Source organism: Chloroflexus sp. MS-CIW-1 (genome assembly GCF_030444705.1).
GTDB lineage: Bacteria > Chloroflexota > Chloroflexia > Chloroflexales > Chloroflexaceae > Chloroflexus.
On sequence record NZ_JAUBWR010000003.1, the window covers coordinates 127,501 to 141,081 of the forward strand.

13 protein-coding genes and 2 pseudogenes (1 of these 15 only partly in view) are annotated in these 13,581 nt (G+C 52.7%); 5 read left to right on the plus strand and 10 right to left on the minus strand.

Annotated elements, in window-relative coordinates:
* The 7 genes and pseudogenes from QTO31_RS17650 to QTO31_RS17675 form a co-directional block, all read right to left on the minus strand.
* Window positions 1-139, minus strand: the beginning of a protein-coding gene (locus QTO31_RS17650; RefSeq protein WP_301430413.1) for a hypothetical protein. It extends 521 nt beyond the left edge of the window; only the first 139 of its 660 coding nucleotides appear in the window; the start codon lies at window positions 137-139; the stop codon falls past the left edge of the window.
* Complete coding sequence (locus QTO31_RS17655; protein WP_301430414.1) at window positions 136-2,280, minus strand: hypothetical protein; 2,145 nt, start codon at window positions 2,278-2,280, stop codon at window positions 136-138. Before QTO31_RS17655 ends, QTO31_RS17650 begins: the two co-directional genes overlap by 4 nt.
* A 20-nt stretch (window positions 2,281-2,300) precedes the next feature.
* Window positions 2,301-3,893: an ATP-binding protein gene (locus tag QTO31_RS17660; protein ID WP_301430415.1), complete on the minus strand. Its 1,593-nt coding sequence runs from the start codon at window positions 3,891-3,893 to the stop codon at window positions 2,301-2,303.
* A 506-nt stretch (window positions 3,894-4,399) separates the two neighbouring features.
* Window positions 4,400-4,912, minus strand: coding sequence for a restriction endonuclease (locus QTO31_RS17665; protein ID WP_301430416.1), 513 nt, complete (start codon window positions 4,910-4,912; stop codon window positions 4,400-4,402).
* Between the two features lie 55 nt (window positions 4,913-4,967).
* Window positions 4,968-5,135 carry a winged helix-turn-helix domain-containing protein gene (locus QTO31_RS19370; RefSeq protein WP_367620658.1) on the minus strand — a complete coding sequence of 56 codons (168 nt, stop codon included), beginning with the start codon at window positions 5,133-5,135 and terminating at the stop codon, window positions 4,968-4,970.
* Window positions 5,136-5,138: 3 nt separating this feature from the next.
* Window positions 5,139-6,250 (minus strand): IS630 family transposase gene (locus QTO31_RS17670; RefSeq protein WP_301430417.1). Its coding sequence is split into 2 segments (ribosomal slippage): window positions 5,139-5,830 and window positions 5,830-6,250, totalling 1,113 coding nucleotides; the frame shifts between segments, so codons are not numbered across the junction.
* A gap of 65 nt (window positions 6,251-6,315) precedes the next feature.
* Window positions 6,316-6,942, minus strand: a pseudogene (locus QTO31_RS17675) (alpha/beta fold hydrolase); the annotation flags it as partial.
* A gap of 107 nt (window positions 6,943-7,049) precedes the next feature.
* Between QTO31_RS17675 and QTO31_RS17680 the strand changes: the two are divergent.
* The 5 genes and pseudogenes from QTO31_RS17680 to QTO31_RS17705 all read left to right on the plus strand — a co-directional run bounded on the left by QTO31_RS17680 (window position 7,050) and on the right by QTO31_RS17705 (window position 11,709).
* Window positions 7,050-8,090, plus strand: coding sequence for a TAXI family TRAP transporter solute-binding subunit (locus QTO31_RS17680; protein WP_301430419.1), 1,041 nt, complete (start codon window positions 7,050-7,052; stop codon window positions 8,088-8,090).
* A 90-nt stretch (window positions 8,091-8,180) separates the two neighbouring features.
* Window positions 8,181-10,336: pseudogene (locus QTO31_RS17685) on the plus strand (TRAP transporter permease).
* Between the two features lie 25 nt (window positions 10,337-10,361).
* Window positions 10,362-10,673, plus strand: a complete 312-nt coding sequence (locus QTO31_RS17695; protein ID WP_028457354.1) for an XdhC family protein — start codon at window positions 10,362-10,364, stop codon at window positions 10,671-10,673.
* Window positions 10,674-10,698: 25 nt separating this feature from the next.
* Window positions 10,699-11,439, plus strand: a complete 741-nt coding sequence (locus QTO31_RS17700; protein ID WP_031461202.1) for an XdhC family protein — start codon at window positions 10,699-10,701, stop codon at window positions 11,437-11,439.
* Between the two features lie 3 nt (window positions 11,440-11,442).
* Window positions 11,443-11,709, plus strand: a complete 267-nt coding sequence (locus QTO31_RS17705; RefSeq protein WP_301430427.1) for a hypothetical protein — start codon at window positions 11,443-11,445, stop codon at window positions 11,707-11,709.
* Between the two features lie 267 nt (window positions 11,710-11,976).
* Here the strand turns inward: QTO31_RS17705 and QTO31_RS17710 are convergent, their stop codons facing one another.
* The 3 genes from QTO31_RS17710 to moaC form a co-directional block, all read right to left on the minus strand.
* The gene (locus tag QTO31_RS17710; protein ID WP_031461463.1) at window positions 11,977-12,276 is read right to left on the minus strand and encodes a hypothetical protein; all 300 of its coding nucleotides are present in this window, start codon (window positions 12,274-12,276) and stop codon (window positions 11,977-11,979) included.
* A gap of 68 nt (window positions 12,277-12,344) precedes the next feature.
* Complete coding sequence (locus tag QTO31_RS17715) at window positions 12,345-12,629, minus strand: hypothetical protein (RefSeq protein WP_152556129.1); 285 nt, start codon at window positions 12,627-12,629, stop codon at window positions 12,345-12,347.
* A 407-nt stretch (window positions 12,630-13,036) separates the two neighbouring features.
* The gene (gene moaC, locus QTO31_RS17720) at window positions 13,037-13,525 is read right to left on the minus strand and encodes a cyclic pyranopterin monophosphate synthase MoaC (RefSeq protein WP_301430429.1); all 489 of its coding nucleotides are present in this window, start codon (window positions 13,523-13,525) and stop codon (window positions 13,037-13,039) included.
* Window positions 13,526-13,581 lie beyond the last annotated feature (56 nt).

Here is a 13,581-nt window from a genome sequence, read left to right on the forward strand (position 1 = left end):
TACGGACGAGTAGCATTTCTGCCAGAAATATTCGATAGGGCGTTCGATATTTCCGCCATGGTAACTCTGTTTCCGCAATTCTGTGCCTGGATAATTCGGCGCCAGCTTTCGACAGATAAGAGAATTCTTCTCCGATCATGGCATTATGAAATCCAATCGTCCGGCGCGAATATCTGCCACCAGCTTCTGGAGTTCATCCTGTACATCAGTCGCATGTCGCTCGCGGCCGTATCCAACCGCTTTGTGGGCCTCCATCACAACGTTGGGAATAAACAGTGGCAAACCTTCGGTCACTTCATCAAATCCCCCGACAGCGTGAGATTCATCAGGTACCAGACCGTCTTGTTCTACCAACCAAGCCATCAACCCTGCGATACAACGCCCGATCTCCGATCTTAGATTCTTCGCCTGAAGGTCAATTGCTATTTCCCAACGAGGTGTAAAAAAGTGCGCCCGATCGCTCAGCGTAGCTCTATACATCCGAGCAGGAGCGGCGTAAAACATTGCAACTCCGGCGCGATGACAAAGGTCAATGAAAGGTTTGTATTCGTCAATTGTGGTCAATGCGGGGATACCTCGTTTATGCTGGTCATACCTCCGATTCGCTTCGCTGATATGTTGCTGAATGTAAGCAAGCCAATCGTCTATCTCGTCTTCTTGAACCGTTCGGATAACCTTGCCCGTATCGTCGGTAAGCGGCCGGGGGTGAGGGAAAAAAGCTATATCGGAGAATCGTCTGAGAGCACGGAACGTTACAAACGTGTTCCGTGTATCGCCGAAAACCCGATCCGGTTTCGACTCCGCCAGTCCCCAGAACAACAGGTGCGTCACGGCTTGGTCGTTCAACGGTGGGCGGTAGAAAGTATCGGCAAGCTCTTGATGTCCGCCCCTAACATGCAAGTACCAGAAAGTGATCATTGCCAGCCAGGAATACTCGGGTGATTTTACTGCACCTCCATAAATCGCACCTAAACGTCCGTTACCGGCCGTATTGTGAAATACTCTCTGGAAAGTGCGGATTTCCCGCCGAACGACTTCGCCGTATAAAATATCATCGGGGGCGCTGGCCCCGTCATAGTCATCCAGACGATGCACCAGTGGAAAAATACGACCATCACGGATCAGTAATGTGATGGCGGGCGGATGTTGGATTTCGGGCACTCCGCTAATAGGATGCCATTTGGATTGTTGTTGGACGATCCGTAACTCCTCCGCATATTGGCGCAATTCCATAGCGGCAGAACGCAAATGACGGAAATCCGTGATGACTTCTCGGCGGAGATGCGGCGAGATCAGCAGTCCTTCTACGGCTGCATCTAAGTCTCTGTATCGCCGGAGTTCGCGCGGATCCAAGTCGTAGTCCCAGTAGCTAAGCGCATTCTGCCGGTCAAGCACTCGCATTGCGCCAGCAGAAACAAAAAGGGTCGCTGGTGTTGGCGGTATAAAACTTCCACGTGCATGTTCTACCATCACATCACCCACCGAGGCATCCGTCCCGACCGCCGCCTTATGATGGTTTTCAGGTGCTGTTATGATCTCTATAACCTTGTTTCCGACAATCCTTTCCTGAAGACGGCATTTGGCTGCCTCTTTATCAAATCTTATTCCACTACCTCTGAGCATTTGCGGCACGGTCGGAATATCGAGAATCCCCCTTACATTTCCTATCGAGCGATCCAGCCTCCAAAGCCGTTGAAAGAAACTCTCTGCTTTTGATCGCCTAAACCCGAGTTCCCTAGTTAACCGTTGGATTTCGCTTTGTGCCCCCAACCCCGCTGACCTTATCTTTTCCGCCAAATCGTTCAAGTTATTAACTACCCAATCAGCAATCTCTAAAACAAGGTCAACGGGGTTTTCGTCGGCAATAACAGGAGCAATATCATGAACCAACCTGGCGTAATTTTCCTCAAGAGCATGGCCACGGGCGATTCCTTCCATAACCGAAACGGTCATACGTTCACGCTCGTCCTCATCACTCTGCCAGAGATCCAGTCCGTCTCGTTCTTCTTGCTCGACTTCGTCACGGCTTATTTGAAAATCAAACAGGGATATTTGAGAAATACCCTGATCGGGCAGATTAAAGCAAAAGCTTCCCCTCCGTTCCGGCGAAGGTCGCTTCTCTATTTTGCCTTCGTCCAACAATTGACTTACAGCGCTTCGTATCTTGTCTTCCGTAACAACCAGATTTCGTGCGCGCAGCTGCAATAGCAGGTCACGAAAGGACAAGCCTACCATATCGCCAGCAATCTTGCGCAGCACATCAAGAATTGCTTCGGCCACTTGTTGCTGTTCTGATGTGTCTAATGTTCTTTGCGCCATTTTTCAACAGCCTCACGTAAATCGGGAGTTTCGGCAACGTGGGTAGTGAAAGTTCTCTCGCGTATTTTGACGATGACGGCATGACGCATAATATCCATTCCGGATGTGAATACTGCCGTGCCACGGGGCATTCTGGGAATGCGCTTTATCGTCTCCTCCGGCAAATCTCCGATTTGCCCTGCAACCACCCGTAAGTCCTCGGGATCCAAAGCAAAAAGTATACGGGTATTGCAGGTAAGCAGAATTTGGCGATCCATTGAAGATGGGCTTTGACTCAACAATACAACCCCTACCGAGTCGTGGCGGGCAGTACGGATCATCTCCCTCAAGACTCGAGTTGATGGTGGTGGATCGATTCCTCCAGGTAAGAATAAATGGGCCTCATCAATGACCAAAACAAAAGGCGGTATGTGATTCCGTCGTCGTAGCCTTTGTAGGATTCTTGCCGTTGCACCGACTACCAGATTCCGTTGCTCTTGTCCCAATGCCCCAACGTATATATTTACAAACGGCATTTCGGTAAGATACTTTGCCCATTCTACTTCGCCAGCAGTTAATAGAGCCGTGCGGCGCGCAACAGATTGGACTCGGGTGATAGCTCGGTTGACTGTTGCTTGGTCTGTTATGTTAGGCCCCACTTCCCTCATTTCTTCGTATAGCGCCTCCCACTGAAGGTCGGGAACTCTCCCGCCGTCTAATTGTTCCCAGGCTTCATAAAAGACTTTCATATAGGCTTCGCCAATCACCTCACGGTGTCTCTCGGTTAGACCCGGAATGAAAGGTAGGAACTCCTCTATCCCGATGATAGAATACGGCACTCTGAATTGGTCGGTACCGGCTTGAATGTGTACACCCTTTAAATCTTTCGCAGTTTGTTCATTATCACCTAATACATCAAATGAGAGTATCGGGATTCGTTTCTCGTAGAGTTCTTCCATCAACACGCCAACGGCATAGCTCTTTCCGACGCCGGTTTTCCCCAACACGGCTACGTGACGGGCTATCGCAGTGTTGGGTAAAAAGAACGGTACGCTGTACCCACCCGATTCAATTTTCCCCAGATAAAGCCCTGAAGTACTGGTCGGCTTATCGTTTGCATCATCATCTTTTTCGGGAATGTTCAGAAGTTTTGGGATGATTGTAGCAGGCAGTTCATACACCGGTTGTCCTGTATGAGGAAGTTGGCTTGGCTCGGCAATCTCCAGAGAGTTTTCGTCCTTGACGCAGATCTCTCCGAGAAGTTCGATTTCCATTACTCGAACAAGATCGGGGGAAAGCTCCGATGAACGAATATCTGTGCGTTGCATACCATAGGCATCGTCCTTCTGCATGCCTCCGGGCCTGGCACGTAAGTTCAGTTCGCTACCGGCAATTATCCGGCCATAGTGCGCTCTTCTGTCGTCACCTTGACGGAGGGCTATTACGAAAGTATTGAGATTAGGACGACGGCCTGCTTTGACGCGAAATGGAATTCGGTCAAATGTAGGAGTTCCTCCTTCGGATGAATATTCCGAGGAAGAAGTTGTTCCGATTAGAGCATCCTCTGTCAGACCTAATACTGTTACGATGGACATTAGAGCAACTCCATGGCTGCTGTACCTCTGTATACTCCGCCATTTCGTCTAATCTAACACAAAAATCCCTATTTATCTAGGGGGATTTGGATGTAGTTTATTTCACAGTTCTCGTCTTTTACCCCAAAAGTGCAAACGCCAGCGCTAGCGGTGTAGCCATCAGGCGGTTGCAAATCGGAAATAGTTATGGATGTCAGAACTGATGAACGATGGTCACAGCGACAGGACGGATACAGCCTAGACCGATCTGATCGTCCTAAGATACACCAAACTACGCTCCCAAAAGAGAAGGCATCGGGTTCAATAATGAATTTACAGCAAAGAGTTTATTATGCCAACTGAAATGATCGCATGTTATCCATGACATGTTTTTGCTGTGAATATCTTTTTGCTGTTGTGCTTCCAACGATCTGCACTTCGCCTAACGCCGCTCCGCTGTGCTTCGCGGCGTCAGGCGTGAGCACGGGTTGGGCAGCACTCTTTAACCATTACTAAAATAATCGGAATCAATGCGTTTGAGTTGGTACGTCGTTACTTATCATTAATTCTGCCAAAGGTTCTCCGTCAATCAGCACAATTTTAGCGTCAATCTTTGATACATAATCTAAAGCTTCTTTAGAGAACGATAAAGTTGTAATAAATATTCCTTTCTTTGATCGTTTTCCCATAAGTGCACCGACAAATTTCTGTATCTCAGGTCTGCCCACAACACGTTCCCATCTCTTGGCTTGTATGTAGATAGTGTCAAGACCGAGTCTATCTTCATCAATAATGCCATCTATCCCTTCATCGTCTGTTTGTCCTACTGCTCGTGCTGCATCACGATGAGATCCTCCGTATCCCATTTTGACAAGAAGTTCGACCACAAGACGTTCAAAAAAAGAGGGCGAACTTTTTTTGACCAGACTCAACAGTTCTAGAGCTAAACCGGATCGTATCTCTTCATAGGAAGCTTCAAGAATTTCTTCTGGCGTTTGCTCTTCTTCATCGGTTCTTGGTTCTTTGAGTTTGCGACGCAAACTCTCACCTTCTCGGAATTCAATATATTCAGGAAATTGCGCGAGAAATCTCATGTCAATTCGTGATGGATTGATTACCTGCCAGTACTTGCTTACCACGCTCAGTTATTCTGTAATATGAGCGGCTTGTCATTTCAAGGAGTCCCGCTCGAGTCAAATGAGTTCTCGCCCAACCTACCCGATTGTAAAAAACGGTCTGTTTGCTACTAGTACTTGACCACACTGATTACTGATGATAAAAGCGACGAAACGTGAGCCGGGCATTGGCCGTGGTGAACCGCCATTGCACGGTAGCCCGGACTTCACTACGGGCTTGTGCCCATGCGTCTACCGCTCGGCGTACGCTCTCTCTATCCGGCAGACGCCGATCCAGACATTGGCGAGCCAGGATGGAGCACTCGATCTCTGTCATGTTCAGCCAACTGCCATGCTTCGGCGTAGCGTGAAACGCCAACGTCCGTGTCAGCCGTCGGGCTTCCTCTGGTGGAAAAGTCTGGTACAGCACAGCTGGGGTATGGGTGTTCAGGTTGTCCAGCACCACTCGAATCTCCTCTGCCTCCGGGAAGACTGCATCCACCAGCCGGTTCATTTGGCGGGCGACGTCCTCCTTCGTCCGCCGCTCCGTCACGTGGACGTCCCGCCAGCCCGTCAGGGGGTGAACGATCAACAACAGGTTGCAGCATCCTTGCCGCTCATATGCGTCGTCCACCCGCTGCGGACGCCCCGGCTCCATCGGCAGGGGCGCCTGGACATCCGCCACCAACTGATACGGCCGGTCGTCAAAGCAGACGACCGGTCGTCGTGGGTCGTCAGGTTCGGCGTACAGGTCTAGCACATCTTCCATGCGCCAGCGGAAGTCCGCAGTAATCTGTCCAATGCACCACTGCTGCTTCTGCCAGGGCTTAAGGTTGTTTTTGTTAACACCCGCCGCACCGTTTCGTCGGAGAGGGATTCCACCATCTTCCGTTCCACCAGCCGGTCGGCCAAGAGCTGCATCGTCCAGCGCTCCCGGCCCTCCGGCGGCGCGCTGCAGGCCAGGGCGATCAGGAACGCCTCCGGTGTGCTGTCCAGTTTCGGCTGGGCGCCAGGCCGGGGGCGCTCCTGCACAGCGGCTTCCAGCCCCTCCTCTCCGAACCGTTTTCGGATGTTCCGCACCGTCTGCGGATTCACCTTGAGCACCTCGGCTATCGATTGATCGGTCGCGCCCTCTGCTGAAAGGAGCAGAATCCGGGCCCGAGTAACCATCCGGGCGTTCACTTCCCCCTTCTTCAGGAGATCACGCAGGGACAAGCGCTCCTTTTCGGTCAGCGTCACCACGTATGCTTTGGGTCTGGGCATGGCTCCTTCCCTCCACGAGAGGAGTGTGGAAGAAAGAATACCCTATGAGACCAGTGTGGTCAAGTACTAGCAGCAATAGTCGCCGGATTGCGGAAACAACGCAGGTACTCGGCAACTGCCTCTTCTGTAAATGCGGTCGGAGTTCGTCCCCAGTGAGCTAGCTTACTACGCAACCAGAATTCGGGGTCGGCACCAATTAGCGTTTCTGGCAACGGCGCTGGTTGAATCAAAAAGAACCAGTGATAATACGCCGTCGCAAATTCGCGGTCGGCTGTCAGGTACATATAGTGGGTTGGCACAATATCGAGCACCGCTGCTCGTACCACCCGATCTGGATAATCAAGGCACATCCGGTGGGTCACGCGCGCACCACGGTCATGACCGACGACAAAGAAGCGGGTAAAGCCAAATTGCGTCATCAAGTTAACCATATCGGCAGCCATTGCCCGCTTGCTGTAAGGCGTATGGTCAGGATCGTCCGCCGGTTTTGCGCTGTCACCGTAGCCACGCAAATCGGCGGCAATAACGGTAAATTGCTCGGTCAGCTTCGGTGCTATAGCGTGCCACATCGCATGCGTCTGTGGATAGCCGTGGAGCAACAACAACGGTGGCCCACTACCGCCAATCGCCCCGGCAATCGTGATACCGTTAACATCACGCTGAAATGGAACACAACGGTTAAGAATCGTCAAGCTGGCACCTCGTTTCGTTGATAAAGTTTCTTCTCAGCACGAGCTAAATCAAGTATAATCTATTATAATCAGCTTACTCGGTTGCCATAAGTAAAGGAGGAAACAAAGTGGTTTCGCGTATCGGTGTGCTATTCCTGGTAGTAGCAATGCTGCTAGTCAGTGCCTGTGGCACCACGACGCCAACAACTGCTCCGACAGCAGCCCCTGCGGACGGTCAATCGGCTCCTGCCCCCGCCCCTGCACAGACTCTCCGTTACGCATTTGGTGGTGGACCGGTTGGTGGTGTGTTCCAGGTATATGCTGATATCCTTTCCTTGATTATCAAAGAGAAAGTGCCCGGCGTCGACATTACGGCTGAGGGTACTGGTGGTTCGGCCGAGAATCTGCGCTCGGTCAATGCCGGTGACCGGCAGTTTGGGATTGTCTATTCAGGCGACGTAGCGCTAGGCGCATTGGGGCAGTTACCCGACGATCCAACAGTGTACGATAAGGTGATGCCGGTTGCGCCCCTCTACGGTGGAGTGGCACATCTGGTGGTGAGTGAAGCGAGTGGCATTAACTCAGTTGCCGATCTAGTTGGGAAGCGGATCGCGCTGGGCAATGCTGGCTCAGGTGCGGCTCTCAGTGCCGAGCGTTATTTTAAGGCGCTGGGTCTCTTTGATAAGATAAAGATTGAGTATCTTGGTTACTCACAGGCAGCCGCGGCAATGGCCGATGGTCAGCTTGACGGCTTCTGGGTATTGGCCGGGTTCCCGAACGCTTCGGTACGTGAAGCCGCTGCAGCGACGAAGATTAAGCTGATCGATATCTATACCCCAGGTGTGGAAGCTGGCTTCTTCCAGCAGTACCCATTCTATTCGCAGCGGGCACTGACCGGTGGCGCCTATGATGGTGTACCGAACGATGTGATGAGCTTCCAGGATACCGCACTCTGGGTTGCTAATGCTGATGTACCAGCAGACATTGTGTATCAGGCACTCAAGGCGGTGTACCTTGAAGGTGGTCTGGATCGACTGCGCGAAGCGCATCCTTCAGCCAAAGAGATGGGCCTCGAGGTTGGCATCACCGGTATTGCCAATAAGTTGCATCCCGGTGCAGTTAAATTCTGGACTGAACAGGGTGTGCAGATCCCTGATAATCTAAAGTAGTCGTTCACGTTGGGTGGCAACGGGGAAGCTGAGTTGACACTAGAGGAAGCTCAGTGCTTCCTCTAGTAACGCCTTGGTTAAGAGGGATTTATGTCTGACCTGAAACAGTTGAACAACACTGATATCACGCCAACCAGCGATGAGATTGATCAGGAAAAGGCGCGCAAATACCTTGAGCAAGAAGAGAAACCGACTCGAACCCTAGGACGCTTTTGGGGCACAATTGTTGCTCTCATTGCAGTCGGCATGGCCGGTTTTTATATTTACACTGCTGGAACGCTGCCGGCGCCGGTGCAGTGGCAGCGTGGTATCTATGTGATGTTGACCTATATCCTGGTGTTGTTGCTCTATCCGGCGGTTGGGAAGAAGAACCCATTGCAGCCCTGGCTAAACAGTCTGGCCGAACGATTACCGACACCGTTGCGGGTCATTATCTTACCACGAGGTGGGCCTACGATTCTCGATCTTGTCTTAATTGTTATCACCGTCATTGTGGTAGGTTACTTTATTCTCAATTACCCATCTCTGCAACGGCGAGCAGGCGCCTATAACCCTACAGATTTTACCGTCAGTGTGATTGGTCTGATCATCTCGCTGGAGATTGCCCGGCGGGTCTTAGGCTGGTCGATGACGCTGATCGGTCTCTTTTTTATTCTCTATCTGCGATTTGGTTTCGTTCTATACGACATTCCAGTCCTTGAAACCTTTGCACACCGTGGTCAACCATGGCAGCGGGTCGCCACCGTGCTCTTCCTTGATCAGGAAGGTGTGTTCGGCGTGATGGCCAACGTGCTGGTGAGCTACGTTATTCTGTTTATCTTTTTCGGTGCGTTTCTCAACAAGGCTGGCGCCAGTCGCTTTTTTATTGATCTGCCGTTGGCATTAGCTGGCAAAAGTACCGGTGGCCCAGCCAAGGTGGCTGTGCTGTCGTCGGCGTTGTTTGGTTCGATCTCCGGCAGTGCAATCGCCAATACTGTTAGTACCGGTACCTTCACGATTCCAATGATGAAGCGGGCCGGCTTTCGTCCGCACGTGGCGGGGGCAATCGAACCGTCGGCTTCGATTGGTGGTGCATTTCTGCCGCCGGTGATGGGGGCTGGCGCGTTCCTGATGTCGGAATTGACCAATACTCCCTATTCGGTGATTGTCGCGATTTCGGTTGTCCCGGCAGTTCTGTATTTCCTTTCCGTTTTGACGATGGTGCATTTTGAGGCCAAGAAATTTGGCCTCAAGGGGATCAAAACTGAACATACGGCTTGGGAGATTATTCGTAACGAATGGTATCTGTCGTTACCGCTGTTTGTCATTATCTTTATGCTGGCCCGTGGCTTTTCGCCAGGATATGCGGCCTTCTGGTCAATCCTCTCTTGTATCCCATTGATGTATCTCTTACCCGAAAATCAGGTCGATTTCAAAAATCCGGCAGCACAGGGTGGGACAATCGTTCACGCTTTTCTGCGCAGCACAGTGCGAGTGATGAAGACCATTAATGAGGCAATTCAGAAAGGTGTACGTGATACCCTGGTCATCGGCGCTACAGTAGGGGTCATTGGGATGATTGTTGGTACCATTTACGCCACCGGTGTCGGGCAGCGGTTTGCCAATATCATTGTGAGCCTGAGTGGTGGCAACTTGTTGGTAGCTGTGCTGCTATCGGGATTGCCTCGTTGATTCTAGGTATGGGCGTGCCGGTAACGGCGGCGTACCTAATTACTGCCGTGATTGCAGTCCCCGCCTTAAGCGATCTGGGTGTGGCAATTCTGGCCGCTCACATGATCGTCTACTGGTTTAGCCAGGATAGCAACATTACTCCGCCAGTATGTGTGGCTGCGTATGCCGGCGCAGCGATCGCTGGCGCCGATCCCTGGAAAACCGGATGGACATCGTTCAAATTTGCGAAATTACTCTATGTGATGCCGCTGCTCTTTGCCTTTACACCAGAGATCCTTATGATCGGAGCAAGTGGTCAGCCTCTGATTGATGTCGAGTGGAGCAAAGTGGCAATGTCGTGGTTCTCAGCAACGCTCGGTACCATCGCCTTCTCAGCAGTTTCGATGTTTTACCTGGTACGTAAAACCACGTGGTGGGAATGGATTATCGCTGCGTTCGGGACATTTCTCTGTTTCTGGCCCAGTCTGCTAACAGATATTATCGGAGTCGCTATTGTGGGCGGGGTCTGGCTGTGGCAGTGGTACGATGTACGTCGCCAGCGTCAGCCTACGGTGCAGTCAAGCGTAGCCGATTGAGGTAGAGCAAAGGAGTGGTAAGACAATGCACGATATTCTCGATGCGATAGATCGCTGGTTAGCTCGCGGTGAACAGGTGGCGATTGCGACGGTAGTACGAACGATGGGGTCATCGCCACGTCAGGTTGGAGCTAAGATGGCAGTCTCATCGAGCGGCGCAATGATTGGCTCGGTGAGCGGCGGGTGTATTGAAGGGGCTGTTTTTGAGGCCTGCCAGGAAGCCATTGCAACAGGCCAGACCCGGTTGCTTCATTTTGGGGTTGCCGATGAGACGGCGTGGGAAGTAGGGCTAGCTTGCGGGGGTACCATTGATGTCCTGGTTGAGCCATTACGTTAAATAAACCCCATTGCAGGAAATGCGTATGAGCACGATCTATGAGTTGGTGCGCGAAGCGGTACGAAGCGGTCAGCCGCTGGCTACAATAACAGTATTGTCGGGTGAGTTGATCGGGGCAAAGATGGCGCTTAGGCCCGATGGACAGACGGTTGGTGATCTCGGCGATACTGAGTTGACAGCGCAAGCGGTACAGGTCGCTTTACCGCTACTCACAGCAGGGGAAACGCAGACCGTCTCTTTGACACCGGAAGTAACCATTTTCGTCGAGAGCTTCGTTCCACCGCCAACATTGTATATGGTTGGTGGCGTTCATATCAGTATTGCGCTGGCTGCGCTGGCGAAGATCGTGGGTTTTCGCACGGTGGTGATTGATGCCCGAGACGCATTTGCAACCGCAGAGCGTTTTGCTCACGTTGATGAACTGATCTTGGCCTGGCCTGATGAGGCGCTGGCCGGTAGGCTTGATGCGCGCAGTAGTGTTGCTGTACTCACCCACGATCCCAAGCTCGACGATCCGGCGTTACGAGTGGCATTGCGTTCACCGGCACGTTATATTGGCGCATTAGGAAGCCCCAAAACCCATGCCCGTCGTCTCGAGCGGTTGGCTGCCGAAGGATTCACTCCAGAAGAGCTAGCTCGCATCCACGGCCCGATTGGTCTGCCAATCGGCGCAAAAACCCCTGAAGAGATTGCCCTGAGTATCCTGGCCGAGGTGGTGCAGATTTCTCGCCGTGGGGCGAGTACCGGTGTCCAGAAAGGAGCATGAACTATGCCGCCGCTTGACCGTCGTCAAGCCGAATTACTCTACGAAGGTGCTCAGGCATTGGTACGTGGCGATAAGGAACGGGCACGGGCATTACTCCTTGAGCTGGTTGAATTAAACGAACAGATTCCCGAAGCCTGGCTCTGGCTGAGTGGTGCAGTAGATGATCCCGAAGACCAGCGCGTGGCGCTCGAGAATGTGTTGGTACTCGATCCTGACAATCCCTACGCGAAGGAAGGACTGGCCTACCTCGATGCGCAAGCACAGCGGTAGGAGGGTAGTACTGCACGCATCCACTGTCAATAACGCTTGATTCCCGCCATCACTTGGGTAAGCGGGCCAGGGGGATGCTGCGGGCAGCCCTCACCCCCAGCCCCTCTCCCGCGCTGCGGGAGAGGGGGGAGCTGGTTCATGGCCTCGGTGCAGCGCAGAATCGCCCCTGCTCCGCTCACCTCCCCCCTTCCTCGCCCACAGCGTGGGAGAGGAAGGGGGGCCGGGGGGGTAGGTGAGGGGCGCTACACCCTTCAGACAAACACAAAACTACTTCTGCCCCACCCAATAGGTATTGCGACTGACAGTCGGCATTGCGCGCACAGTCACTCCCTCAACAGTAGTAAGCTCAGCCTCGTTAACCAATACGAGCGTTGGTTGTACCCCAGGAAAACGGGACTTATAGGCTTCAATAGCCGCCGCGATCTTACGATTGATCGGCACTTTGGGATTATCGTCATACCACATCAGAAAGGGTAGCTGACGACGGGCACCTGCTTCGTCGGCTGGGATTGCTGAGAAAGCAGTGGTTGACGTTGATGGGTGTTGGGAACGTGATCTGGTCGCCATGCGTGATCATCTCCTGAATCCGTCTATCTACAGCGATACATGTCATAACCGGCACCGGATACTGTGTCTTACCAGAACCACTCACGCTGAAGGTACCAGGTGCCTGACTGTAAATCGTGGATCAGTGTGCGCTTCGCACCATCGATGCAGGTCACGTGGTACCGACGCCACTGCCCATCACGCCGACAAATATCGCTAATCTGAGTGATGCGCGTGATACGATGAACGATGTTCTGATACCGAAAAGCGGCCGGCAAAAAATTGAACCGCAGTTCGAGCAGGACGATCCGATCACTGCGGGGTGGATGACGTTGAGATAGCGGTAACGAGTGACGTGACCAGGTTTGCAGCATTCTCCAACTCAACATCGGCACGCTCCGGTTGATTGCGTAATGGCTCACTGATAGCATTGTATCAGAACATTTGTTCAGTGTCAATAGTCAGCTAACCCTGACCAGAAGTTTTCGACATCTCCGCCTTCCGTTTCTCCACGAGCACTGGCCTCCCGCCCGCGTTGGGGATGGTGCGGGCAGCCCTCACCCCCGGCCCCTCTCCCGCGCTGCGGGAGAGGGGGGAGCTGGTTCATGGCCTCGGTGCGGCGCAGAATCGCCCCTGCAACGCTCATCTTCCCCTTCCTCGCCCACAGCGTGGGAGAGGAAGGGGGCTGGGGGGATGGTGAGGGATCTACTCCCCCTTCCTCGCCCACAGCGTGGGAGAGGAAGGGGGGCCAGGGGGGGATGGTGCGGGGGGGCGCCATTTTCTATCCCCTATCCTTCCCCTCATCACTCCGTCCGCCACGTTTAGCAATCAAACGAATCTGGTCGATCTGCATCGTTTTATCAACCGCTTTGCACATGTCATAGATGGTAAGCGCCGCAACGCTTACCGCCGTCAGTGCTTCCATCTCGACACCAGTCTGGCCCTGGCAGCGTACCGTTGCCTCAATCTCTAGGGCAGGGCCTGTCGGATCAGGGGTAAAGGTGATGCTGGCATGACTCAGATTGAGAATATGACACAGCGGAATGAGGTCTGCGGTTCGCTTCGCGGCCATGATCCCTGCTACTCGCGCAACTGCCAGTACATCACCCTTGGGAATACCACCACCGAGGATTAAATTGAGGGTTGTTGCCTGCATCACGACCCGACCTCGGGCAATCGCTTCACGGGCAGTAATCGGTTTGGCGCTGACATCAACCATGTGCGCATTCCCGGCAGCGTCAAGATGACTCAATTCACCCGAATCACTCATACATCCTCACTTTCTCTCGTAATTGCCTGTTATTCGCTCAAATATTCTACTCGATC

Excerpts from the sequence above, each read along its gene's own strand:
- QTO31_RS17660 (WP_301430415.1), bottom strand. The coding sequence starts at position 3,893 with ATGTCCATCGTAACAGTATTAGGTCTGACAGAGGATGCTCTAATCGGA.
- QTO31_RS17695 (WP_028457354.1), top strand. The coding sequence starts at position 10,362 with ATGCACGATATTCTCGATGCGATAGATCGCTGGTTAGCTCGCGGTGAA.
- QTO31_RS17700 (WP_031461202.1), top strand. The coding sequence starts at position 10,699 with ATGAGCACGATCTATGAGTTGGTGCGCGAAGCGGTACGAAGCGGTCAG.
- QTO31_RS17705 (WP_301430427.1), top strand. The coding sequence starts at position 11,443 with ATGCCGCCGCTTGACCGTCGTCAAGCCGAATTACTCTACGAAGGTGCT.
- QTO31_RS17710 (WP_031461463.1), bottom strand. The coding sequence starts at position 12,276 with ATGGCGACCAGATCACGTTCCCAACACCCATCAACGTCAACCACTGCT.
- QTO31_RS17715 (WP_152556129.1), bottom strand. The coding sequence starts at position 12,629 with ATGCTGCAAACCTGGTCACGTCACTCGTTACCGCTATCTCAACGTCAT.
- moaC (WP_301430429.1), bottom strand. The coding sequence starts at position 13,525 with ATGAGTGATTCGGGTGAATTGAGTCATCTTGACGCTGCCGGGAATGCG.